The organism is Mucilaginibacter agri, assembly GCF_009928685.1.
GTDB lineage: Bacteria > Bacteroidota > Bacteroidia > Sphingobacteriales > Sphingobacteriaceae > Mucilaginibacter > Mucilaginibacter agri.
This window is the reverse complement of sequence record NZ_WWEO01000045.1, coordinates 636,267-662,180: the sequence shown is the minus strand read 5'-3', so window position 1 is coordinate 662,180 and position 25,914 is coordinate 636,267. Positions and strand designations below refer to the sequence as shown.

15 protein-coding genes are annotated in these 25,914 nt (G+C 41.3%); 10 read left to right on the top strand and 5 right to left on the bottom strand.

Annotated features, from left to right (window positions below; translation table 11 throughout):
- Nucleotides 1-39: 39 nt before the first annotated feature.
- From GSY63_RS22975 to GSY63_RS22955, 5 genes are all read right to left on the bottom strand, one after another.
- Entirely contained in the window at nucleotides 40-576 is a 537-nt protein-coding gene (locus GSY63_RS22975) for an NADPH-dependent FMN reductase (protein ID WP_166588186.1), read from the bottom strand.
- Nucleotides 576-1,925: a sensor histidine kinase gene (locus GSY63_RS22970; protein WP_166588185.1), complete on the bottom strand. Its 1,350-nt coding sequence runs from the start codon at nucleotides 1,923-1,925 to the stop codon at nucleotides 576-578. Before GSY63_RS22970 ends, GSY63_RS22975 begins: the two co-directional genes overlap by 1 nt.
- Nucleotides 1,915-3,273: a sigma-54-dependent transcriptional regulator gene (locus GSY63_RS22965; protein ID WP_166588184.1), complete on the bottom strand. Its 1,359-nt coding sequence runs from the start codon at nucleotides 3,271-3,273 to the stop codon at nucleotides 1,915-1,917. The genes GSY63_RS22970 and GSY63_RS22965 overlap by 11 nt, the downstream gene beginning before the upstream one ends.
- Before the next feature lie 167 nt (nucleotides 3,274-3,440).
- A complete protein-coding gene (locus GSY63_RS22960) occupies nucleotides 3,441-5,102 on the bottom strand; it encodes a RagB/SusD family nutrient uptake outer membrane protein (protein ID WP_166588183.1) in 1,662 nt (553 codons plus the stop codon).
- A gap of 21 nt (nucleotides 5,103-5,123) precedes the next feature.
- Nucleotides 5,124-8,366, bottom strand: a complete 3,243-nt coding sequence (locus tag GSY63_RS22955; RefSeq protein ID WP_166588182.1) for a SusC/RagA family TonB-linked outer membrane protein — start codon at nucleotides 8,364-8,366, stop codon at nucleotides 5,124-5,126.
- 633 nt (nucleotides 8,367-8,999) lie between these two features.
- On the opposite strand from GSY63_RS22955, the gene GSY63_RS22950 reads away from it, so the two are divergent.
- The 10 genes from GSY63_RS22950 to GSY63_RS22905 all read left to right on the top strand — a co-directional run bounded on the left by GSY63_RS22950 (nucleotide 9,000) and on the right by GSY63_RS22905 (nucleotide 25,886).
- On the top strand, nucleotides 9,000-10,253 hold the full coding sequence (locus GSY63_RS22950) for an efflux RND transporter periplasmic adaptor subunit (RefSeq protein WP_166588181.1): 1,254 nt from the start codon (nucleotides 9,000-9,002) through the stop codon (nucleotides 10,251-10,253).
- Nucleotides 10,254-10,392: 139 nt separating this feature from the next.
- A complete protein-coding gene (locus GSY63_RS22945; protein WP_166588180.1) occupies nucleotides 10,393-11,070 on the top strand; it encodes an ABC transporter ATP-binding protein in 678 nt (225 codons plus the stop codon).
- 86 nt (nucleotides 11,071-11,156) lie between these two features.
- Entirely contained in the window at nucleotides 11,157-13,550 is a 2,394-nt protein-coding gene (locus GSY63_RS22940) for an ABC transporter permease (RefSeq protein ID WP_166588179.1), read from the top strand.
- Between the two features lie 92 nt (nucleotides 13,551-13,642).
- Complete coding sequence (locus tag GSY63_RS22935) at nucleotides 13,643-16,066, top strand: ABC transporter permease (RefSeq protein ID WP_166588178.1); 2,424 nt, start codon at nucleotides 13,643-13,645, stop codon at nucleotides 16,064-16,066.
- Nucleotides 16,067-16,155: 89 nt separating this feature from the next.
- Entirely contained in the window at nucleotides 16,156-18,579 is a 2,424-nt protein-coding gene (locus tag GSY63_RS22930) for an ABC transporter permease (protein WP_166588177.1), read from the top strand.
- 141 nt (nucleotides 18,580-18,720) lie between these two features.
- Nucleotides 18,721-19,749, top strand: a complete 1,029-nt coding sequence (locus GSY63_RS22925; RefSeq protein WP_166588176.1) for a DUF4097 family beta strand repeat-containing protein — start codon at nucleotides 18,721-18,723, stop codon at nucleotides 19,747-19,749.
- Nucleotides 19,750-19,966: 217 nt separating this feature from the next.
- Nucleotides 19,967-22,441: an ABC transporter permease gene (locus GSY63_RS22920; protein ID WP_166588175.1), complete on the top strand. Its 2,475-nt coding sequence runs from the start codon at nucleotides 19,967-19,969 to the stop codon at nucleotides 22,439-22,441.
- Nucleotides 22,442-22,582: 141 nt separating this feature from the next.
- Nucleotides 22,583-23,617 (top strand): DUF4097 family beta strand repeat-containing protein, encoded by a 1,035-nt coding sequence (locus GSY63_RS22915; RefSeq protein ID WP_166588174.1) that lies wholly within the window; start codon nucleotides 22,583-22,585, stop codon nucleotides 23,615-23,617.
- Nucleotides 23,618-23,872: 255 nt separating this feature from the next.
- Nucleotides 23,873-24,550 (top strand): ABC transporter ATP-binding protein, encoded by a 678-nt coding sequence (locus GSY63_RS22910; RefSeq protein ID WP_166588173.1) that lies wholly within the window; start codon nucleotides 23,873-23,875, stop codon nucleotides 24,548-24,550.
- Nucleotides 24,551-24,557: 7 nt separating this feature from the next.
- Nucleotides 24,558-25,886, top strand: a complete 1,329-nt coding sequence (locus GSY63_RS22905; protein ID WP_166588172.1) for a TolC family protein — start codon at nucleotides 24,558-24,560, stop codon at nucleotides 25,884-25,886.
- The last annotated feature ends 28 nt before the right edge of the window (nucleotides 25,887-25,914 follow it).

Here is a 25,914-nt window from a genome sequence, read left to right as displayed (position 1 = left end):
CAAACTTATGTTTGTTGTCAAATTGTCAGAAATTTTTGATCAGACGATCTCTGCTAAAAGTGCAGTTAATACATTTTGGATGTCGCGTTCGGTTTGTGTATCCGTAATTTCGTTTGCAGCGTTCATTTTTGTCCGGATAAAAGGTATTAGGAGAGTGCCTTCATCAACGACTCGAGCAGTTAGCACTTCGAGAGTTTTTATTAGGGATGCATGTGCATTTTCACCAACACTTGATGCCGTGATCAAGGCTACAGGTTTGTTAACTAAACTACCGGAAGATACCGTCCAATCGAGCATATTCTTAAGCGAACCAGGAACTCCAAAAGCATATTCTGGTGTGCAGATAATTAAGCCATCTGCGTCTGCTATTAAATCGCGAAGGTCTTGAACCTGTACAGGCGAAGGGTCGGTGTCTAAAGCCGGATTGAAATGGGGTAGTTTGTCTAACCCATCATATATCCAGAAATTATGTTGTGGGACGGCTTTTTGTAAATATTTGAGGATTGCAGTATTTGATGAATCGGCACGCAAGCTGCCCGAAACGGCCATGATATTTAATGGTTTACCAGTAACCATTATTCGTTAAAGGTTAATATAAATACGGAGCCTTTGCCCTCAACAGATTGTACCTGGATATTACCCTTGTGCAACATCATAATTTGCTTGCATAAGCTTAACCCAATACCACTACCTGTTTTACGCGTGCTGAAGAATGGAATAAAGATCTTTTCGATAATATCGGGTGGCATGCCCACACCGTTGTCTGCAATTTTAATTATGGTTTTATTATTGGCCTGCAACTCGCCAGAGAGTGTGATCTGTGGTTCATCCTGATCTTTAACGGCTTCGATAGCGTTAATGAGCAGGTTTATTAGAACTTGCTCTATTAGATTTATATCAACTTCTATAGCTAACGTTAGGTCGCGTAAAATAATATCTAGCTCAATATACTTCTTCTCGAGCGTTGGCAACATTAAAGTGTTGAGGTTCTCGAAAAGGTCGCAAACCATTATCTTTTCAAGATCGAGCTTTGTAATTTTATTTAGGTTCCGATAGCTTTCTGTAAATTTCAATAAGCCTTCGCTTCGCCGCTTTATGGTATCAATACCTAATTCCAGATCTTCAAGGTCGCCGGTGTCGGGCATGCTGCTTTTGTCCATGCTTTGAAGCCGGTTCTTAAGGGTATCTGCTAGCGACGATATAGGCGCAACCGAGTTCATGATCTCATGCGTCATTACGTTCAATAGTTTCGACCACGCTTTAGACTCGGTTTCGTCCAATGCCTCGCTAACGTTTTGAAAGGCCAACAGCTTGTAAAGCTTATCATCGCTACGCAATAGGCTCGAGGCTACCAGTACTTTGTAGATCTGCCTTTCGCGGGTGAATGATACAACCTTGCTATCACCAGGCTTAATGTCTATTACCTCGTTATAAAGTTTCTCTTCGCGTTTTTGCAATGAGCCAATGGTTTTAAGATAGGGGATGCCCATCAGCTTTTTAAACGACTCATTGATCCAGGCTACTTCGCCGGTGTCTTGCTCGTAAGAAAGGATGCCTGTATCCACAAGCTCCAATATCTTTTGCAGATAATAGTATTGGGTTTCGCGTTCGCGGCTAATCAGTTTAAAGGTTGAGTTAATCTCGTTAAAGCCCTTACGTAAGGGCTTTAGTTCATTAGGCGCTCGACGTTCGTCAAAATGGCGGGAAAAATCACGGTAATGAATGGATTCAACAAACTGCTCTACCTCGTCCTGAGCCTTTTGGTGAAAGCGAATCAATTCTATAACCTCGTATATCACGATGGGCACCAATACGACAGTGTATAAGTAATACTGGTTTACCCAAAGCCACGACATGGTTGACACGGTTGCAAACATAACCAGCACCCGCAGCACCAGCCGCCATTCGTAACGGTTAAATGTCATACTTGCTTAATCTGCGGTACAGCGCGGTACGGGTAAGCCCCAATTCTTTGGCAGCACGGGTAATGTTGCCATTATGCTTTTCTATTACACGTAAAATGGCGTTCTTTTCCAGCTCGCTTAATTGAATATTGTCATTCTCTACCGCGCGGTCGTCCATGCCAGATTCCAGGGCAGAGAAGATGAGGTCGTCGGCTTTTAGAATGTGTTCGTCGGCCATAATTACTGCACGCTCAATGGTGTACTGTAACTCACGCACATTGCCCGGGTAGTGGTAGCTTTTTAATTTGTTCACGGCCGAAGCATCAAAATCCATTGTGGGTTTTAAATACTTGGTAGCGTACTGATTGGCGAAATGCTTAGCTATTAAAACAATGTCGTTATTACGCTTGCGTAGTGGTGGCATGGTAATTTCAACGGTGTTAATGCGGTAAATTAAGTCCTTACGGAAACGGTTCTCATTCGCCAATTCGCTAAGCGGTACGTTGGTTGCACAAATTAACCTGATATCAATATCCATGGGCTTGTTGGTACCCAAACGGGTTACTTGTCGGTTTTGCAGCACGGTAAGCAGTTTAGCCTGTTGTTGCAAGGTAATGTTGCCAATCTCGTCCAAAAACAATGTTCCACCGTGTGCATCTTCGAAACGGCCGGGACGATCTTCCCGGGCATCGGTAAAAGCCCCCTTTTTATGGCCGAAGAGTTCGCTTTCAAATAAGGTATCAGTTAGGGCGCCCACGTCTACCTTAATAAAGGGTTTATCGGCGCGTAGTGAACGCTCGTGTATAGATTTAGCCATCAGGTCTTTGCCAGTGCCATTTTCTCCAAGGATCAATATGTTTGCATCTGTAGGGGCAATCTTATTCACTTTATGGAATATATCATCCATGGCCTCAGAATCACCGAGTATCATAGTAGAACCTGCTTTACCCTTGCCAGAGGATTTGGTCGATTTTCCACCGTCCTTTTTCTCCAATAGGTCGGTTACCGTCTCTATCAGTTTCTCATTATGCCAGGGTTTCACCACAAAATCGTTAGCACCCTCTTTAAGGGAGCGCACGGCTAAGTCTATGTCGCCATAAGCGGTTATCATAATTACACACAGGTTAGGTTTCCATTCTTTAACCTTGCGTAACCAATAAATACCTTCGTTGCCTGTATTGATAGCGCTGTTAAAGTTCATGTCGAGTAATAGTACATCAACCTGATTTCTTTGCAGCAGCGAGTTTAAATTCTCGGGGTTCTTGTCAGTAATAACTTCGTGCACCTCCGTTTTAAGCAGTAGCTTTACTGCAGTCAACACATCGGGATCATCATCTACTACAAGTACGGTGGCCTTTTTTAATATCATTATAGGTATATAATAAGGTAATGGGTTTAAAATTAATAAAAAGAGATCAATTGTACTAAAGGACGGCTTTAAACTTGAAACGTTACACTGGATTGAAAATAAAAAAGGCCACCCAAAAAGGTGGCCTTCCATTAACTTAACTAATAACTGATAGAAACGATAGATGTCTAATTTGGATTTTTAACCGGCGCACTGCCAGATGCAGGCGGGTTAATCACGGTTTCGTCTGCCGGAACGTCCCAATAGTCGAGGAAGTTATAGTTGATGATGCCATGGGTATTAACTACTGGCGTACTGCCAGAAGCCGGCTGGGTAATTACAACAGCATTGTTTATGCCCACTCCGTCATAAATAATTCCATAGCGGCGTGCATCATAAAATGCCAGCCCTCTGAAAACCAACGATACACGGCGCTCGCTGCGCAGTAAAGCGGTAGCTGTTGCGAGGGTATAAGTACCACCGGCTACAGATGCTAAGCCTGCACCCTGATATTTACGTACATTGTCGATGCTTATTAATCCGGCTGGGATATTACCGGTATTAATAGCTGCTTCAGCTTTCATCAGCTCATTTTCTTCGTAGCTACCGGCAATAAAAAGTTCGTAGTTACCTGGTGTTTTATCGCTTAACACTTGTACCCCGTCTATACCGTTACCACCATCAACTAATTGCCATCTGGTGCTAAAGGTAAAACCACCAACCTGGTTGTAGTAAGGGTCAACTTGGGTAAAGTTGTTTGCCAAACGCTGGTCGCCAGCACTGTAGTTTTGGATCAACCTTTCGCTTATTTTAAAGGTAGATTGCTTTGGTAACCCTGTAGACATGGCTGCTACAGAACCGCCGCCTGCCGAGAAGAAACCGTTTGTGCCCGTAGTACGGCCGGTAAATACATAATCTGTAGCAGTTATTCCACTTGCTGCAAGGGTTGCAACGGAGCCCCAATCAGCAGCGGTCATGTCGGCAACTTTTTTGTTTACCAGCAAATTGCGTGCTTTTAAAGTGTTAATGTTGTGAATCCACATGGTTGGCGTAGGAACCTGGCCTTTGCCAGTTTGCACGAAGTCGGGAATCAGTTTGCTCAGTACAGCCGTGTAATCTGTAGTATTACTCATACTGGTTAACAAAGCAGCGGCAGCATCAAGATTTTTGTTCGACTCTGCAATCATGGCTGCGCTATTAACATAGTTGGGATTAGGCGTTACTGCATTGGCCTCGTTGGTAATAATACCTGCATAGTACAAAGAGCCAATCTTTGAGTACGCGAAACCTTTCCACCAATAAGCCCAGGCTTTTAAGGTGTTCTTTTTTGCTGCCGCATCTCCAGAGAATGTGATACCATCAACCAAAGAAAGGATGTTATTACAAGCATTGTTTAGTCCGTACATGTAAGTCCATTCGTAAAAGAATGCGTTGGCAGCTTTTTTATCGCGAGAGTTGCTGATACGCAGTACACTTTTTGATGGAGAGGTATTGGTAGTAGTAGAGCCGTTGTCTGCAGTGAACGTAGCAGGCAGGTTTATTACGTTGATGTTTTGGTTTGATGCTTCGGCAGAAATATTATCGCCCAATAGCTCGTGATAACCAACCGCTAAGGAGAAGTAACTATCGCCAAGCCAGTTTTGACCGCTGATAACCGTAGGGTTGCTACCGTTAAAGCCAGTAATATAAACACCTCCAGACGCAAGTGATTCGATACCGGTTTCGGTTTTCGCCTGTTCTATAACCGGCGAGTTGGGATTTTGCACGTCCAGCTGCTTTTTGCATGATGTTGCGCCAAGCAAAGTTGCCGTAAGTACCCAGGTTGAAATTATTTTATGTTGTTTTTTCATTACTTACAATTTAAAGGTCAATTAAAATCCAAGGTTTAAACCAATTTGGTACGATTTAAGGTTTGGAGATGAACTGTTGTCAACGCCACGGTCAAATGCCGAGTTTTGGCTGGCACCAGATGAACTACCAGAGCTGATCTCAGGATCGAAGCCTTTGTAGTCGGTAAATGTCAGCAAGTTGCGGCCTGTAAATACCAGCTGTACCTTTCTGAAAATTTTGTTTTTGATCAGGGTTGAGAAATCGTACGCCAATGAAACGTTTCTTAAACGAACGAAAGAAGCATCTTCGTAGAAGTAATCTTTAGTGCCATTACGTGCCGGGCCGTTACGTGCGCCAAAATAATCGGCGTATGCACTGCGGTAAAAAGCAGTATATGCAGCCGTTGTGCCAGCAATGGTGACAGGAGTATCGTAATCACTGCTGATACCATCGCGGTACATCCACTCCCTGGTTTGGTTATACAGGTGGCTACCATGTACCCAATCAAACTGGAAACCAAAGCTCAACGCTTTATAGTTAAATGAGTTGATGAACGACATGTTAAACTTAGGGTTAGGATCGCCGAAAGCATAGGCTTCGTTGGTGAACTGGATACCCTTAGTAGTTTTATCTACAACCATGCCATTAACAATTTCATATTTGCCATAGTCGGCTGGCTGAATGTAAGGCACACCTTCCTGGTTTTTTTCATCAAGGCTTCTGATTACTTTATAACCATATAACTGACCTATTTTAGAGCCTGCAGTTAATACCAGAGATGAGCTACCTGCAGATGTTGTTAAGATAATCGGTGGACCATTGATCTTATCAATCTTCGAGGTTTGCTTACTGAAGTTGGTGGTAAGATTCCAGTTAAAGTCTTTAGCTTTGTAAATATTCATGTTTAATGAAGCCTGAATACCATGTGAAGAAATGTCGATCGCGTTATTTTTCAAGGTTGACGCGCCTGTTGATGGTGCAACACTCACATTGTAAATAATGTTGTTACCCTTACGTTTCCAATAGGTGCCGCTAAAGTTAAAATCGGAGAACCATCCACCGCTAAAGCCTTTAATTGCGAAATCGGTACCAAACTCGGTTTCTTTCGAAACCTCTACGTTAATATTGGGGTTATTTTGAGCGTTAGGTAATGAGAACGCAAGGTTAGATCCTAAGTTACCCGGTACAATGGTTGGGTAGCGGTCAAATGGTTGTGGCTGGATACCTGCCTCGCCATAAGCGCCTCTCAATTTAAACTCAGGGAATATTTTGCCGAGGCTGCCGTCTTTCCAGAACCCGAAGGATGATGGACGGATGTAAGCATTTACATTGGGGAACGTAAACGGTTTAGAACCCTGCCCAAATGCCGATGAATAATCACTTCTGAAACCACCTGCAACACCACCAAAATCGCCAAAGTCAATTTTTTGGTTAACTACATAACCGTAGGTAACAAACGGTTCAGTGTAATCTCTGGTAACCTGTTGGGTTGATGTTTGCTGGAAGTTGTAAATAGGATAGCTTGGCAAGCTATAACCATAAGTGAAGAACTCCTGGTAATTGGTTTTACGGTAGTCATATTGTAATAATGTCGATGTAGTGATCGGCACGTTTAAATGAAAGTCTTTCTCGAAGTCTGTACGGATAATAGCCGAACCGTTAAAGTTTTGGAAAGTGGTTTTGTAGTTAAACTTGTCTAACTCACCGGTATTGTCATTGCCGTTGTTGTAATAGGTCCAAGATTCCAAATCGTTAGAGTTGGCATTGCCAGACTGATTTAAGAATGTCCAATTTACATCGCGGTTGCTGTGGTTCAAGCCATATTTGGCGTTCAACTCAACAAAGTGATTGATTTTATAATTAGCCTGAATGTTTTGTAAGATGTCAACACGGTTATCCTTATTGTTAGAGTACTCGGTAAGATAAAACGGGTTCGAGCCGTTAACACTCACAGTACCAGAGTTTAATGAGTTAGGGTACGTGCCATCGGGCAATTTTTGATTGAAATCGTAGAACGGCGATGCGTTTAGGGCAGAGAAGATAGACCCGCTGTTACCGACGCCCATACTAGGGTTAAGGGTGTTTTTGTTATAAATTAATTGCGTGGTAGAACGCAGGGTAAAGCCTTTAAAAAGTTCCATACCTAGGTTCATAGTTAAGTTAGTACGATCGTTATAACCGTTAGTGCGAATAGTACTTTGTTGATGGTTATTTGATACTCCGAAGTTATAATCAACTTTTTCGTTGGCTCCAGATATATTTACGCTGTTGTTAGTAGTGTAAGCAGTTTTAAATAACTGGTCGATATGGTCGTAGTACTTAAGGTTGGTACCATATGGTTTGTTGGCTATGTTTAATGGGTTTGCCATTGCCGTAGGGTTAGAGCCAGCGCCATAAGCCCAGGTTACGCCGTTATATGTTCCGTCTTCATCAAGTTGGATAATGTTACCGCTGCCATCAACAAAGTTTCCGTTGGCATCGGTTTTAAAGCTGTTCATTTTGGCCTGATGTACATCGCCGCTGTTGATAATGCTGTTGGCTGCTACGCTACTAGATACATTGATCTGCATTTTGCCCTGCATACCTTTTTTGGTGAAGATCTGGATAACACCGTTTGCACCTTGCGCACCATAAATGGTTGATGACGCTGCACCTTGTACAACCTCAATGTGGTCAACGTTACTAAGGTCTAAAAGGCTAATGTCTGTAGCGCCAGATTCAACTCCATCTACCAAAATCATTGGTGAGGTACCTCGCTGTATGGTATTAATACCACGAAGCAAGATGTTGGTCCGCGCACCCGGTGTACCATCTACAGAGGAGATCTGAGCGCCGGGTATTTTACCAACTAAGGCTTGGTCAACAGACGCAGAAGGTGCCGCCGGTAAGTTTTTAGCAGATATACTCTCAGGCGAAATACCCAATTTGGCCTTGCTGGTTGCAACACCCGAACCGGTTACCACAACTTCATTTAGCTGTTTGTTGTTGGTAGCTAGCTTTACCATTACCGGTCCGCCACCAATTGGTACTTCGGTGGTGCTGTAACCAATAAAACTAAAAACCAGAGTTGTTGCTCCTGAAGGAACGTTTAATGTGAATTTACCTTCGGCTGATGTCTGGGTTCCAACCCGTGTGCCTTTGGCTGTTACGGTTACCCCTGGGATGGGCAAACCGTCGTCTTGAGCTGTTACGGTACCTGTTACAGTACGGGTTTGTGACCAGGCTAAATTGCCAGACAGTAACATCAAAACCCAAAGTAAGTTCTTGAGTAAGTGTTTTTTCATACTTGTTTAATTAAGTCAGTTAGTTAGATTGACACATACAAGATATGGTGTAACATTTCAATTACAATGTGACTGAATATTTTTAGCGAATTGTAAAATAACTCTAACGACGTTAACAATTATTTGTGATTATTTTAATATTAAATTCACTTAATTGTTATTATTATAAAATATAATCTATAGTATTTTGATAGTTGTTGCAATTTTGTATTGATTTTTCTAAGATTTTTTTAATAAAAATGTCAAAACGATTAAATTTTGGCTAAATATTTCGTTTAAGATTAAATTTTAACTGTGATTTTTAAATAATATAAATTTATCAATATAGAATTTAATATTTTTTTGATTAAAAAATGAGATTTGTTTATTTTTTACTTTAAAAGTTGAATTTTTTGATAAAAAACAGTGCAAAATAACCTTCCTTAAATATTTATCTTTTACCTCCTCAATTTTTTGCCTGGTACGTCGTAACCATGTTTAATTATAGCAAAGGCAACAGTGTATCGATATCGTACACATGCTGTAACAGAAGCGAACGCTCAAATACAGTTATATGGTTTTATGTTATTGATTATTAGTTATTTATATTGTGGCATGTGTTTTTGATAGTACTTTGAAAATTATATTATAGCTGTGGACAGAAAAATTGAAAAAAAGAAGTGGAATACCAAGCGTATCATGACCATTGCAGGTATTGCAGCAGTGGTAATACTTGTTGGCGGAAGTATTTTGTTTACCTCCGGAAAAAGTAAATTAAATGTAGATACAGAACGTATTACGATAAGTGAAATACATAAAGGCCCGTTTCAGGAATTTATACCTGTTAACGGAGTAGTAATGCCCATTAATACCATATATCTTGATGCGATAGAAGGAGGCCGTGTTGAAGAAAAATTTGTTGAAGACGGTACTGAGATGAAAGCGGGACAGCCCATAATGAAATTGGCTAATACCGACCTTGAGCTTAACCTGGCTAATCAGGAAACAGCCGTATTTAACGTGCTTACTCAAATGCAGATATCGCGCGACAACGCTCAACAGAATACTATCGGTAAATTAAATCAGATGGCTGATGTTGATAATGCGCTTAAAGAATCTGAACGTATTTACAAACTGGATCAGAAATTATATGGTCAAAAAGCTATCGGTTTACAGGAGTTTCAAAAAGCACAAAACGATTATAACTATCAGGTTAGGCGCAAAAAACTGAACATGCAGATCCTTACCCAGGATACCGCATCAACCAAAGCACAGTCGGTACAAATGAAAGAGTCATACGCTCACATGAAATCGACCTTAGAACTAATGCGTAAAAAGGTAGGTGACCTGATTGTTCGTGCTCCGGTTGACGGTCAGCTGACTTCGATGGATGCCGAAATTGGCCAGAATAAAAAACAAGGAGAGCGTTTAGGGCAAATCGATATTTTAACCGGCTATAAAGTACGTGTGGATATTGACGAACACTATATAACCCGTATTTTTAATGGCCTGATGGGCGACTTCACCCTGGGCGATAAAACATATAAGCTAAAGATCAAAAAGATATTTACACAGGTAACCAGCGGGCGTTTCCAGGTAGATATGCAATTTATAGGCGAAGTGCCTAAAACCATCCGCCGCGGGCAAACACTGCAGATCAGACTGGCTTTGAGCGACGAAACGCAGGCGCTATTAGTACCTAAAGGTGGTTTTTACCAGCAAACCGGTGGTAACTGGATATTTAAACTGAGCGAAGATGGCAAAACTGCTTACCGCGCCGATATCCAACTTGGCCGCCAAAACCCGGATTACTACGAAATATTGCAAGGCTTAAAACCAGGCGATAAAGTTGTAACGTCAGGTTATGACAACTACGGCGACATGCAGGAGTTGGTACTGAAGAAGTAGCACGGGAGCTTAAAAGACAAAAGAAACGGGGAATAGAATTTCTGACAACAGAAAACAGACAACCGACAACACAACAAGATAACCGAACATAAAATATTAACCTAAATAAAAATCACCCTAACACGGGTAAGGAGGCCAAATGATAAAGATTACTGATCTGGAAAAATTTTACCGCACCGAAGAAGTAGAAACCATTGCACTAAACAAATTAAGCATGGAGGTGCGCAAAGGCGAGTTTGTAGCCATAATGGGCCCGTCGGGCTGTGGCAAATCAACATTGCTAAACATACTGGGTATGCTGGATGATCCGGATGCAGGCAGTTATATTTTTAACGACACCGAGGTAGCTCATTTTAACGAGCGTAAACGTGCCGATTTGCGCAAGCATAATATCGGTTTCGTTTTCCAGAGCTTTAACCTTATTGATGAGCTTACCGTATTCGAAAACGTTGAGTTGCCTTTAATATATACCGGCGTTGCCGCCTCTGAACGTGTAAAGAGGGTAGAAGCAGTGTTAGACAAAATGCAGATTATGCACCGCCGCAACCATTACCCACAACAGCTATCTGGTGGTCAACAACAACGTGTGGCCATTGCCCGTGCTGTAGTCAATAACCCTAAATTAATACTGGCGGATGAGCCCACAGGTAACCTTGATAGCAGCAATGGTAACGAGGTAATGGAACTGTTAACCGACTTAAACGAACAAGGAACAACCATTATAATGGTAACCCACTCGGAGCACGATGCCCGCTACAGTCACCGTATTATCCGACTGTTGGACGGCCATACCGTGATGGAGAACATTATGATATAAGGCAAGTACAGGATTTCGAATGAGTGGGTTACCAAATTGCTAACTCACTTATTCAATTTCAATAGTCACCACTAAACCATATACCTATGCTTAAGAATTATTTTAAAACCGCTTTCCGCAGTTTGTACAAAAACAAAGGATATAGTTTTCTTAATATTTTTGGTCTTGCCATAGGTATAGCTTGCGCATCTTTTATTTTTTTGTGGGTTGAAAATGAGTTGAGCTACGATCAATTTAACACAAAAAAAGATCAGGTTTATCTAACAATGGTTAATCAACCCTATGATAAATCTATATTCACCCATACTTCAACCCAAGCGCCGTTGGCGGCTGCAATGCAGTCAGAAATTCCTGGAATTGCGCAAACCTGCCGCACTTCTGAGGGCGAGACCTCAATGTTGTTTAGTGTGGGCGATAGGTCCATGTATGCCAGCGGTAAGTATGCCGAACCATCGTTGTTCAGCATGTTTACGCTGTCATTCATGGAGGGGAATGCCCAAATTGCATTTTCACAGTTACATTCACTTGTTATAACCCAAAGCACAGCCCTGAAGTTTTTTGGTACGGATCGAAATGTTGTTGGTAAAACAATTCGTGTCGATAATAAACAAGACTATGTAGTATCCGGACTGATAAAGGATATTCCGCGGAACTCGAGTATGCAATTTGAGTGGGTTGCGCCATTCCAAATAACCTACAATCAAAATCCATGGATGAAGAGTTGGGATAATAGCGGTATCACCACCTATGTAGAGTTAAAACCCGGTGTCGATCCGGAAGCCGTTAATAAGCAGTTGAAGAATTTTGTTCAGCGTCGTGCTCCGCAGTCTATCAGCCATCCGTTTTTGTTTAATATGAAAAGCTGGCATTTGCATTGGGGCTTCGAAAATGGAAAGCAAGTTGGCGGACAAATTGAATATGTAAATCTATTCGCCATTATAGCCTGGATAATTTTACTTATAGCGTGCATTAACTTTATGAATCTTGCAACAGCCCGTAGTGAGAAACGGGCCCGCGAGGTAGGTGTGCGTAAGGTGCTCGGCGCGGGCAAGAAGATGTTGATTGCCCAATTCATTGGCGAAGCATTAATCTTGGCTTTCGCTGCAAGCTTTTTGGCAGTTTTAATCATAACGCTAACCTTGCCATTCTTTAATATACTGGTTCAGCAACAATTAACTCTTGGCTTAGATAAACCTTTACACATTGGTGCATTATTGGCTATGACCCTGATATGCGGCTTGGTTGCAGGTAGTTACCCCTCATTCTATTTATCGTCCTTCAATCCGGTATTTGTACTGAAGGGAGTGAAGTTAAAAGATAGTGGCGCAGCGTTTATCAGGAAAGCATTGGTGGTAATTCAGTTCTCGGTATCTATTATATTAATTGTAGGCACTATTGTAATCTACCAGCAAATACAACATGTTAAGTCTCGAAATTTAGGATTAAACAAGGATAATCTTCTCGAGGTAGCTGTGCATGGCAGCCTTGCCAAGAACTTTATCCCGGTTAAGCAAGATATGATTAATACCGGTTACGTAGTTAACGCAGCGCTATCAGATCACACTACACTTGGCGATGGTAATAATACCGATAAATTATCCTGGGAGGGAAAAGCAGCAGGCAGTAAAGTGCTAGTCTCCGGGCGGAGTGTTACTCCAGAGTTTTTCGCTACATCCGGAATGCATATTATCGAAGGTCGCGGTCTGCAGGTTCCCGACTCATTAGTAGCTACAGAAAACAGCTCGAAGATTACCAATATCGTTATAACCCGGTCTATGGCCAAATTAATGGGCAAACAAAGTCCCATTAATAAATTGCTTTATAATGAAGGCGATCCGACGATGAAGTTAAGAGTTGTGGGGGTAGTTAATGACTATGTATATGGTAACATGTACGGCACGCCCGATCCGGTGATATTTAATATTGTTCAGCCAAAGGATGCTTATGTTATGTACGTGAAGTTGAACGGACAAAAAGACATTACTAAAGGAGTAGCAGAAATTAAAAATATTGTATCAAGATATAATCCCGGCTATCCCTTCGATTATCATTTTGTCGATGATCAGTTTAATCAACGGTTTCTAACCGAGACATTAATAAGCGAATTATCGAGAGTATTTGCACTATTAGCGATTATCATATCATGCCTTGGTTTATTCGGTTTAGCCGCTTACACTGCCGAACGCCGCATTAAAGAGATTGGCATCCGCAAAGTGCTCGGCGCTACGGTTACAGGCATAACTACCCTTTTATCGTTAGACTTTTTGCAACTCATCGGCGTATCGTGTTTGGTAGCATTTCCGCTAGCTTATCTAGGCATGTCGCAATGGCTAAATAATTATGAATACCGTGTAGGCATCAATTGGTGGGTATTCGCTTTATCGGGTGGTGCTGCAGTAATAATTGCAATGCTCACCATTAGCTTTCAATCAATTAAAGCAGCCCTGGCCAACCCTGTTAACAGCTTGAAGAACGAATAGTATCTGATAACTGAAGATAAGATTGAGGGATAAGGAATTAAAACAAATGACTGACCGCATCTAACAGAATTATACATTAATACCGATACGTTATGTTTAAAAATTATTTAAAAACTGCCTTTCGCAGTTTAAAAAGAAATAAAGGTTTTACTGCAATTAATATACTTGGTTTGGCATTAGGCCTTACCGCCTGTTTATTAATTGTACTATATGTGGTTAACGAGCTTAGTTTCGACCGTTATAATACTAAGGCTGATCGTATTTACCGCGTAAACGAAGATCTGAAACTGGGTAACAACAGCGTGCAGTACGCTGTATGTATGCCACCATTGGCCCAAACTTTAAAAACAGATTTCCCCGAAGTAGAGAATGCGGTAAGATTAAAAAATGCCTACAGTATACATGTTAAAAAGGGCAGTGAGAACATTCTTGAGTACCGAGTTGCCTTTGCAGACCCTTCATTGTTTGACGTATTCACTTTACCCATGATAAATGGTAATGCGTCAACTGCGCTAAAAGAGCCAAACTCTATTGTTATTACAGAAACCACGGCGCTAAAATATTTTAACAGTACAAACGTGGTTGGCAAATCGCTGGTGATTAATGATCAGGGAGGCTTCAAGGTTACAGGGGTAATAAAAGACGTTCCGAAAACATCGCATTTTAATTTCGACTTCTTCATTTCAATGTCTTCGTTTCCAGATAGTAAATCTGATAAATGGTTGCGTAGCGATTATAATACCTATGTGCTTTTCAGAAAGGGAGCGGATCCGAAAAAGCTCGAGGCACAATTCCCGGCTTTTCTCCGAAAATATTCTGCCGGTGAAATGCAGTCTGACATGAAAATGAGTATAGATGATTTTGAAAAAGGCGGCAGCTATTTCCGTATGAATCTCATCCCGCTTACAGATATCCATCTGCACTCTAATATAAGTGGCGAATTGGGTGCCAATTCATCAGCGCAGTATATTTATATATTTTCGGCAATTGCCCTGTTTATTCTGCTAATAGCATGTGTAAACTTCATGAATCTGTCTACTGCTCGTTCTGCTAACCGCGCCCGCGAGGTTGGAGTGCGTAAGGTATTGGGTTCTTCGCGCGGCAACCTGGTAATCCAGTTTTTGGCTGAGTCGAACATGATCACGCTGGTTTCAACAATAATTGCTCTTTTTGCTACCTATGCGCTATTACCTGCGTTTAATCAACTGGCAGGTAAAGAAATAAGCATAGGGCTTGGTACTTTCGCATGGCTTCTGCCTGCATCTTTACTTATTATATTAATAGTAGGCTTTATGGCCGGATCATATCCCGCGTTATTTTTATCAGGTTTTCAGCCAGTTAATGTACTTAAAGGCAAATTATCCGCTGGGTTTAAAGGCGGTAACCTACGAAATTTTCTGGTGGTGTTTCAATTTTCAATTTCCATCTTTTTAATTATTGGTACACTGGTTATTTATAACCAGTTGAATTATATCCAATCAAAAAACCTGGGCTATAATCGCAATCAGGTATTGGTAATTAAAAATGCCTATGAGTTAAATACACACTCTCAAACCTTTAAGCAGGAGGTAAAGCAGTTGCCAGGTGTTAGCGACGCTACACTATCCGGATACTTGCCAACTGGTCAGGCGCGTAATACTTCCATTTTTTATAAAGAGGCAGGCACTACGGATCAGAAAAACGCCATTTTCCCGCAAACCTGGTCTATCGACGAAGACTATATTAAAACCCTTGGAATGAAAATGATTGCCGGTCGCGAGTTTTCTACCAGTATGGCAACGGATTCTTCGGCATTGATCATCAACGAAACTGCCGCCAGGTTTTTGGGCATGAGCAATCCGGTAGGTAAGCTGCTGTATCAGTCTGTAGATGGTAATCACGAACACGTTAAAGCCTATCAGATTGTTGGTGTGGTTAAGGATTTTCATTTTAATTCATTGCACGAAAACATTGCCCCGGTTATAATGAGGTTTAATTATGATAACGGTAATGTAAGTGTTAGGGTAAATAGTTCAAATTTACCTGCATTGGTCAATCAGATCAAAAGCAAGTGGAGTTCGTTAACATCTGCTCATTTTGAGTATTCGTTTATGGATCAGGATTTTGAGGCCACTTATCGTTCCGAACAACGCATAGGGCAGATATTCATTGTGTTTACATCGTTAGCTATTCTAATTGCCTGTTTAGGACTATTTGGGCTTGCCGCTTACGCTGCCGAACAACGCACTAAGGAAATTGGGATACGCAAGGTATTAGGTGCAAGTGTGTCTGTAATTGTTGGCTTGCTCACTAAAGACTTCCTTAAATTAATACTGGTTGCCATAGTTATATCAACTCCATTAGCCTGGTATTTTATGCACAAATGGCTACAGGATTTTGCCTATCGCGTAAATATACACTGGTATACCGTTGCCATTGCCGCTGTAACTGCTATGCTTATTGCATTTATAACCATTAGTTTTCAGTCAATTAAAGCAGCATTAACTAATCCGGTTAAGAGTTTGAAAAATGAATAGGTCGCATAACAAAGAATCGGAGGAAAAGATAAAAGACTACCTAATAACGATCGACAACAGATAATCACAGACAAAATATCCATAAGATTATGTTTAGGAACTATATTAAAACTGCGTTTCGCAGCTTGAAGAAAAATAAGGGTTTTACCTTAATTAATGTTTTGGGGTTGGCTCTCGGCCTGGCCATCTGCCTGCTTATAGTATTTTATGTGATAGACGAAATGAGCTATGACAGGTATAATCTTAATGCAGACCGGATCTATCGTGTCAATAACGACATCAAATTCGGTGGCTCTGAAAATAGCTATGCTGTTGCCCCGGCCCCGATGGCAGCTGCCTTACAGGCTGAATTTCCGGAAGTAGAAAAAGCCGTAAGGTTTAGGCAAAATGGAAGTTTTAGGGTAAAAAAAGGAAATCAGGATATACAGGAACACCATTTTATATATGCCGACCCGGATGTGTTTTCTGTATTTACATTCCCGATGCTCAGCGGCGACCCTAATACGGCGTTAAAAGATCCTAAAGCTGTAGTAATTACCGAACGTATGGCTAATAAGTACTTTAATAGTACTAATGTAGTTGGCAAGACATTGTTGCTAGACGATACCGTTAACTTTAAGATTACCGGGGTTATTAAAGATATACCAAAGCAATCGCACATAAACGCCGATTTTTTTATATCGATGATAACGCTTGCTGAAAGTAAAGAGCCAAGCTGGTTGAATAATAATTTTCAAACCTATATACTGCTTAAACCAGGGAGCGACGTAAAAGTACTGGAGAGCAAGTTTCCTAAAATGGTAAAAGAACACGTGGATCCTCAATTGCAAAATGTGATCCACATGAGTTATGACGATTTTACCAAAACCGGCAGTTACTTTAAACTAAGTACGATAGCACTAAAGCGAATACACTTGGAGTCTAATATGCAGGCGGAATTAGGCCCAAATGGAAACATAAGGTACGTGTACATCTTTTTAGCTATCGCTCTGTTTATACTCCTTATAGCTTGTGTTAATTTTATGAACCTAAGCACGGCACGCTCGGCAAACCGCGCGCGTGAAGTTGGGGTACGCAAAGTGCTCGGTTCGGCGCGCAAGCATCTTATTGCACAGTTTTTGGCCGAATCTATCATGGTAACTATGGTGTCTACTATAATTGCTTTGATCATAGCGTGGGGGCTATTGCCAATATTTAATCAGATGGCGGGTAAAGAGTTAAGTATCTCCATGCAGTCGTTGGTTTGGCTTGTTCCCGCTGTTATTGCCATCATTTTGGTAATTGGGTGTTTGGCTGGGTCATATCCTGCATTCTTTCTGTCGGGATTTCAACCAATTGAAGTACTGAAAGGCAAATTGGCAGCCGGATTTAAAGGAGGCTTTTTGAGAAGTTTTCTGGTTGTGTTTCAATTCTCAATATCAATATTTTTGATTATCGGTACGCTGGTAATCTACAATCAACTTAAATACATTCAAAACAAAGATTTAGGGTATAATCGTAGCCACATTCTGGTAGTGAAAAACCTGTATGCTTTAGGCAACCAGGCAAAAACTTTTAAAGATGAGATTAAGCAAATGCCCGAAGTTGCAAATGCCACATTAACCGGTTATACACCTACAATGGATTACCGCAATAGTAATTCGTTGTTTCAGACTGCTACACTTGACGTTAAGAACGCATTGAATACGCAGATGTGGTATGTAGATGAAGATTATGTTAATACGTTAGATATTAAAATGATCAAAGGGCGAAATTTCTCAAAGCAGATGCTTACAGATTCATTGGCCATGATCATCAATGAGTCTGCTGCTAAAAAACTGGGGCTTGCCGACCCATTAGATAAAACCTTGTATATGCCTTTAGATCAGCAGGCAAAACATGTTAAGGGGTATCACATCATAGGCATCATGAAGGATTTTAACTTTAATACCTTGCGCGAAAATGTTTCGTCGTTAACCATGGTGCTGGGTGAGGAGCGGGGTGCATTGAGTATACGCGTTAAATCTGCAGACATGCCGGCTTTTGTTTCCCGGGTAGAAAAACAATGGAAATCAATCAATCCAAACCAGCAGTTCGAATACTCATTTATGGATGAAGATTTTGACGCTACTTACCGCACCGAACAACGTATGGGTAAAATATTTGTATCCTTTACTTCACTGGCTATTATTATTGCCTGTTTGGGCTTATTTGGGTTGGCAGCTTATGCAGCCGAACAACGCACCAAAGAGATTGGTATCCGTAAGGTTTTGGGTGCAGGCGTATCATCAATTGTAGCTATGCTATCGCTTGATTTCATCAAACTGGTGCTTATATCTATTGTTATAGCCGCTCCGCTGGCTTGGTTTGCAATGCATCAATGGCTTCAGGGGTATGCATATCGCCAAAACATACAGTGGTGGGTCATTGCACTGGCTGGAGTTGGGGCTATTGTTATCGCGTTCGTAACGATTAGCTTTCAATCAATCAAAGCAGCATTAATTAATCCTGTTAAGAGCTTGCGAAGCGAATAAAATTAGTTAGCGAATGATTGAGTTTTGAGTTAGTGATTTTTTGTAGCCACAAATTCACTAATTCAAAACTCCTAACTAATTTACCAACCGGGGCTGCGAAGTATCAAAAAAATCAGATATTTGGCTAAAACCCCTCGTTGTATGAAAATTCCTGCCTTTACGCTGTTTTTTGTATTAATATGTAGTGTATCATTTGCCCAGATTAACTGGACCAATGAGCCGATAATACTTAAACAAATAAAGGAATCTTTACGAGGAGTTACCGTTAAAACTGTTGCTGGCAATATAGCAGTAATTGGAACCAGCGATAAACCTAGCATTGAAGTTTACGTTGATGCCATTAATGAAGCAACCGCCTCAAAAGCCGATTTGAGACGATTGGTTGACCAGGATTATGCGATAGACATGATCGTGAAAAATCATCAGCTTATTGTGTCTGCGAGCTGCAAATATGGCGATAGCAACTGGAAAAAGGCCCTTAGTATTTCATTCAAAATATTTGTACCGCGTTCTGTTACCTGCAATTTAACATCAAAAACTGGCAGTATTAATTTGGTGAACTTAGACGGTGCCCAAACCTTTACTACCCAGGGTGCGGTAAATTTAGAACGTATTACGGGTGTGGTTAAAGGGCGGACAACAGGAGGGGATATCAATGTTTCTAATTCGAGCCCCGACATAGATCTTGCCACTACTAGTGGTAACGTTGTCGCCGTAAATTGCCAGGGGAAAATTAAGCTCAATACGGATAAGGGAAGTATTAATCTTAGTCGCTTAAAAGGTAATATTGACGCTACCACGGCTTCGGGAAATATAGAAAGCGATGAGATTGACGGTACATTTAATACTGCTACGACGGCCGGTGACATTACACTAAAAAGGATGTCGTGCCATTTAACAGCCTCAACCGCCGCAGGAACCATCAACGCGGAACTATCTAAAGCCTGCAAATCAATTAAATTGAATGCCACAGGTGGGGATGCCAACATTGCACTTACCGCAAAAGAAGGGTTCAACCTTAATGTAGAAGGCAAGACAATAACCGGAGATATGCCGAAGAAATTTACCGGGAGCAATGATGGTAAGAAACTAAGTGGTGCTGTGTACGGCGGGGGAGTGCCCGTAGAAGTGCGTGCAATAACAGGCGAAGTGAAGGTGAAATTTATTTAACAAAACATTATCAAGATATCGGAAAGCTGCATCTACTGCGGCTTTTTTTATGCCTTGCTATTTAAATATTGGTGTATCGAAAGCGAACGCTCAATGTTGCACAATCGTACAGTTCTGTTTGGGTGTTTGTGGTTAAATGTTTAATTATTAGATATTTGTAAGTGTGGTATGGATTTTTAAGGTAATAGGTTAAGCGTAACGCCCAATAACCAAACCCATGATTAAAAATTATTTTAAAATAGCCTGGCGAAACCTTAGTCGCAATAAGATAAGCAGTATTATCAATATCAGTGGTTTAGCTATCGGGCTGGCCTGCGTATTGTTTATCGGGATGTATGTTAAGGATGAATTGAGCTACGATCGTTTCTTTAAAAATGCTGACCGCATTTACCGTGTAAACCTCGATGGCAAAATGGGCAACGAGGCTTACACACTCGGCCATACGCCGCCTCCGGTTGGCGCAGCGCTCAAAGATAATTTCTCCGAGATTGAGAGCTACGCCCGTATATTTAAGCCGGGCAATGAGATAGTTCATTTTGAAAATCAGGGCCAAAAACAATCATTAACGGAAAAGAACCTGCTTGCTGTTGATTCTAATTTTCTGCAAGTGCTTACCTATCCCTTATTAGAAGGCGATGCTGCAACCTGCTTAAAAGGTACCAATTCTATTGTGCTGACTGAAAAGGCGGCAAAGAAATATTTCGGTTCTTCTTCCCCCATTGGTAAAACGCTAATCTTTGATGAATATACTACGCCGTTTGTGGTAACAGCGGTTTTAAAAGATCTGCCCACGCAAGCTACGCTCCAATTTGATGTGCTACAGTCTACCGAAAGTATTCCGTCTATTAAACGTTTTAGCTGGAGCTGGGTGTGGTTGCAAATGGGTACCTACGTAAAGTTAAAAGATAACGTGCCGAATGATGCTGCCAGCATTAAAAAACTGGAAGCTAAGTTCCCGGCCATGGTTAACCAGCAAGCCGTTAGCGCATTTAACCGGATTGGGCAGCCTTGGGCCGAGTTTAAAAAGAAAGGCGGCAAATTAGACCTTTTATTGCAACCTATAACAGAATTACATTTACATTCTGCAAATATTGGCACCCGTTATTTTAATCCGGGAGATATCAAATACGTGTATATCTTCTCGGCCATTGCCTTATTCATTATCCTTTTGGCCTGTATTAACTTTATGAACTTATCTACCGCCCAGGCAGCACGCAGGGCTAAAGAAGTAGGCATTCGTAAAGTGTTGGGTTCGGCTCGTAAGCAGCTTATCGGTCAGTTTATCGCCGAGGCTATTTTATATTGTTTGTTTGCTGCGGTGATTGCCATCGTTATCGTTGCTCTTACCTTACCGGCCTTCAACCAACTGTCAGAAAAAGCACTCAACATCAGTTTGCTGTTTAGCATTAAGTCACTTGTAGCAATACTTGTGTTGATTCTTATTACCAGCTTATTAGCAGGTAGTTACCCCGCGTTTTTTCTGACTTCGTTAAAGCCTGTAAGCATATTAAAAGGTAGCGGCATATTTAAAGATTCGAGTGGATTTTTGATGCGTAACGCACTGGTAGTTTTTCAATTCACGGTGTCTACCCTGCTCATTATTTGCACCATTATTGTCTACAAACAGCTTCGATATACACAGACCAAAGATCTTGGTTTCGCTAAAGAAAATGTGCTGATCATAAACAATGCCGAGCGCCTGGGCCAGAGTGAAGAGAGCCTTCGCCAGGAATTATTGCGTTTGCCAGACGTTATCAGCGCCAGTGTATCTACAGGCATCCCAACCCAAAACAAATTTGCAGATACCTATATTCCCGAACTGGAACAGGGGGCGGTTAAAAGCGGTGAGAATAATATTCTGCTTTCATCTTTTATAGTTGACGAAGCTTTTACACCTACGCTAAAACTGAAAATGCTGGCCGGCAGAAATTTTTCTAAAGATTTCGCCGACTCGTCATCGGTTGTGATTAATGAATCGGCGGCGCGACAGATTGGCTGGAAAAACCCGATTGGAAAAACCATGACCTATCCGGGAGGAAATAACCGTCAGTTTAAAGTGGTTGGTGTGGTCAAAGATTTTAACGTAGAATCCCTGCACGATCAGGTTGCACCGTTTGCTTTGTTTTACAAAACCTCGAAAACTTACGGATCAAATACTTCCTTTATCACTGTAAGAATCAAACCCGGTGATTATGCGGCTACCATCAGCAGCATCCAAAACAAATGGAAATCCTTTATGCCCGATAATCCGTTCGAGTATACTTTCCTCGATGCCGAATTTGATTCCCTTTACCGAGCAGATCAAACTATTGGGAAGGTGTTTAGTGTATTTACGTTCTTATCGCTTACAGTCGCCTGTTTGGGTCTGTTGGGTTTGGCTATTTATACAGCACAACGCCGCACCAAAGAGATTGGTATCCGTAAAGTGTTGGGTGCCTCTGTCGAAAACCTGGTTACCATGCTCTCTAAAGATTTTCTGAAATTGATAATCATCGCTTCTATATTATCATTCCCTATTGCATGGTACGCTATGGATAAATGGTTGCAGGATTTTGCTTATCGTACAACGGTAAGCTGGTGGGTTTTCTCACTCGCTGCAGGGATTACGTTAGTTATTGCGTTGGTTACTATCAGTTTTCAATCTATTAAAGCGGCGTTAACCAATCCGATCAAAAGTCTTCGAAGCGAGTGATTAGTTGCGAGGGAGTGAATTAGTGAGTTTTGATTTAATATTCACTCTTCATTAATTTATAGCTAATTATAAAATAAATTTTTCATCAGATGCAACCTTTCATTAAATAAGCGCATCTGATAGATAACTAAATTAAACAATATGAAAAGCAACCTAATTTTATCAATGCTTTGCCTGGCTAGTACTGTGGCTATGGCACAAAAAGATAACCAGGAACCATTTTTAGTAAAGTCGTTAGCTGGCTTTAACATTAAGGAATCTTTTGTCAATACTTCTGGTGGCAGCATCAAAGTAATGGGCACAACAGATAAAGACACCCGCGTTGAAGTATATGTAAATGGCAATAACGGTAATGTACTTACTAAAGAAGAAGCAAAAAGCCGTATTGAAAAAGACTATACCCTTGATGTAGATGTGCACGATGGCGAATTGCATGCAACGGCCAAAACAAAAAGGAGTTTCAATTGGGGCAACAACGGTCTCAGCATTTCTTTCAAAGTTTATGTGCCGGTGAAATCGGCTACAGATTTAAACACCAGTGGCGGTAGCATTTGGTTAAGCAATTTGCAGGGTAACGAGAAATTTCAAACAAGTGGCGGTAGCCTTCATGTAGAGCAGCTTACCGGGGTTATTAAAGGCGAAACCAGCGGCGGCAGTATCCATGTGTCAAACTCAAAAGATAATATAGATCTGGAGACCAGCGGTGGCAGCATCACGGCTGATAATTGCCAGGGTACAATTCGTTTAGAGACCAGCGGTGGCTCGTTAAACCTAACCCGACTAAGCGGTAGCATTAAAGCCAACACAAGCGGCGGTAGCATTCACGGCGACGAGATCGGCGGTGAATTAATAACCGGCACCAGCGGTGGCAGTATTAATCTCACTAATTTAAACGGTAGTCTTGATGCTTCAACCAGCGCCGGCAGCCTGCATGCGCAATTTAAGCAGGTGGGTAAATACGTAAAGCTTGATGTTAGCGCAGGTCACATTGATTTGGCTTTACCTGCCAAACAGGGTCTTAACCTCGATATTCGCGCTAGCAGCATCTCTAAGGGAGAATTAAGCAATTTTAGCGGCGATACCGATAAAGAGCATATCAGAGGTACAGTTAACGGAGGTGGTTCGGTTGTACGTGCAGATGCAGGTAGCGGCCGCGTGAGCTTATCTTTCAATTAAGAGCATTATAATATTTATCAATAAAAAGCAGGCTGAGTATATACTCAGCCTGCTTTTTTTATGCAAACTAATGAGGCTACAATTAACAGAAAATTGTATCATTACCGTACGCACCGTGTTACACTACCGAACAGTAACTTATTTAAATTATATAAAAATTCACTGATAATCAATTAGTTATATGTTTGGTATGTTATTGATACTTTAGTGTACGGTTAAACAACCAAAAACAACAGATCACAAATTATATTGTATATGTTATCCTTAAAAAATATCTCTAAATACTACCAGGCCGGGGGCAACAAAATTTCGGTGCTCAACAATGTAAACCTCGATGTGGATGCCGGCGAGTTTGTATCCATTATGGGCCCTTCAGGTTCGGGAAAATCTACTTTGCTAAATATTATCGGGATGCTTGATGAGCCTTCTGAAGGTTATCACTATTTCATGAACGAGGCGGTTCACCAACTGAAAGAGAAATCGCGCTCTGCGTTGTATAAAGAGTATATCGGTTTTGTATTTCAAGCTTACCATCTCATTGATGAGCTTACTGTTTATGAAAACATCGAGACGCCGTTGATTTATCAAAACATAAAAAGCGCGGAGCGAAAAGCTTTGGTGGCCGATATGTTGGATCGTTTCCAGATCGTAGGCAAAAAAGATCTTTTTCCGGCACAGTTATCTGGTGGACAGCAACAATTGGTTGGTATAGCCCGTGCGCTGATCACCAAACCCCGATTGATTTTAGCTGATGAGCCTACCGGTAACCTTAACTCAAAACAAGGAGAGGAGATTATGGAGCTTTTCCGCAAGTTGAATAAAGAAGATAAGGTTACGATTATCCAGGTAACACACAGCGAAAAAAATGCCGAGTACGGCTCGCGCATTATAGATGTATTGGACGGAAAAATTGACTCTTCAAGAAATCTTTAATATTAAAATGAAATACGTTAAATACATATTTGCTGCATTGGTAATATGCTCATCTGTGCCGGCATTTAGCCAGGTTGGTGAGGCCGACTCTGTATACACCCTGCAACAATGCATTGATATAGCTATAAGAAACAACCTCGATGTAAAGAAAAGCGGACTGCAAATGGACCGCGATAGAATCTATTGGAATCAGGCTCGTGAAAACCTTATCCCAACCTTGAGTGGCGATGTATCGCGCAATATCAACAATGGTCGTAGCCAGGATCCAACTACCTATACTTACGTTAACCAACAGATCACCTATGATCAGTATGGACTTAACAGCAGCGTGGTGCTTTTTAATGGGTTAAACCTGATGAACAGTATTAAGCAAACCTCACTGGCATACCAGGCTGGTAAAATGGACTTTGAACAGGCTAAAAACGATATCACCCTAAATGTAATTACAACCTATCTGCAGGTACTGCAAAGTGAAGATCAGGAGTCGCAAACGGAGACCCAGATAGAGGTATCTAAACAACAGGTTGATAGGTTAACTGTGTTAAACAAAGAAGGGAGCATTTCTCCATCTGATCTGTCAGATGTCCGTGGTCAGTTGGCTACCAACAAAATATCTTTGATTGATGCCCACAACGCAAAATATGCTGCAAAACTTAACCTGATGCAGTTAATGAATGTGCCTTACAATAAAGACGTAAAGCTAAAACGTTTGCCAGCCGATTTGCTTCCCGGCCAGTATAGCTTAACGGTTGACCAGGTTTATGCCAATGCGCTAACAGGCTTGCCGTTGGTTAAAGCTGCGGACCTTCGCCTCAAAAGCGCAGAGAAAGCTGTTTCAGCCTCAAAGGGCTTGTATTATCCATCTATTGTGTTGCAAGGCGGCTTGGCAAGTAACTACTCAAGTTTCGATAGCACCCGATATCATACGCAGATTAATAATAATTATAGCTATGGTTTCAGCGTTGGGTTACATTTGCCTATTCTTGGTAATTTTAAAACCCGCAATAATGTGTCGTTAGCTAAGATCGATAGGCTGGAGGCTCAATATACCACCGAAACCACCAAGATACAGTTAAAAAAGAATGTCGATCAGGCGTATATCAACATGAGATCGGCATATGAGCGTTATCAAACACTTACCGACCAGGTGGATGCTTACTCGGAATCGTTCCGCGTGGCAGAAACAAAATTTAACGCCGGAGTAATAACCTCAGTGGATTTTATTACGGTGAAAGGTAATATCGACCGGGCAAAACTCAGCCTTATTGGCGCCCGGTACGACTATTTTATCCGCGTAAAAATATTAGACTATTACCAGGGAAAATTAGCGCTGTAATCCGATATTTAAATCTAAAACAACACAA

Coding starts and splice junctions, on each gene's coding strand:
- GSY63_RS22905 (WP_166588172.1), top strand. CDS start 24,558: ATGAAATACGTTAAATACATATTTGCTGCATTGGTAATATGCTCATCT.
- GSY63_RS22910 (WP_166588173.1), top strand. CDS start 23,873: ATGTTATCCTTAAAAAATATCTCTAAATACTACCAGGCCGGGGGCAAC.
- GSY63_RS22945 (WP_166588180.1), top strand. CDS start 10,393: ATGATAAAGATTACTGATCTGGAAAAATTTTACCGCACCGAAGAAGTA.
- GSY63_RS22940 (WP_166588179.1), top strand. CDS start 11,157: ATGCTTAAGAATTATTTTAAAACCGCTTTCCGCAGTTTGTACAAAAAC.
- GSY63_RS22920 (WP_166588175.1), top strand. CDS start 19,967: ATGATTAAAAATTATTTTAAAATAGCCTGGCGAAACCTTAGTCGCAAT.
- GSY63_RS22925 (WP_166588176.1), top strand. CDS start 18,721: ATGAAAATTCCTGCCTTTACGCTGTTTTTTGTATTAATATGTAGTGTA.
- GSY63_RS22975 (WP_166588186.1), bottom strand. CDS start 576: ATGGTTACTGGTAAACCATTAAATATCATGGCCGTTTCGGGCAGCTTG.
- GSY63_RS22955 (WP_166588182.1), bottom strand. CDS start 8,366: ATGAAAAAACACTTACTCAAGAACTTACTTTGGGTTTTGATGTTACTG.
- GSY63_RS22965 (WP_166588184.1), bottom strand. CDS start 3,273: ATGATATTAAAAAAGGCCACCGTACTTGTAGTAGATGATGATCCCGAT.
- GSY63_RS22960 (WP_166588183.1), bottom strand. CDS start 5,102: ATGAAAAAACAACATAAAATAATTTCAACCTGGGTACTTACGGCAACT.
- GSY63_RS22930 (WP_166588177.1), top strand. CDS start 16,156: ATGTTTAGGAACTATATTAAAACTGCGTTTCGCAGCTTGAAGAAAAAT.
- GSY63_RS22970 (WP_166588185.1), bottom strand. CDS start 1,925: ATGACATTTAACCGTTACGAATGGCGGCTGGTGCTGCGGGTGCTGGTT.
- GSY63_RS22915 (WP_166588174.1), top strand. CDS start 22,583: ATGAAAAGCAACCTAATTTTATCAATGCTTTGCCTGGCTAGTACTGTG.
- GSY63_RS22935 (WP_166588178.1), top strand. CDS start 13,643: ATGTTTAAAAATTATTTAAAAACTGCCTTTCGCAGTTTAAAAAGAAAT.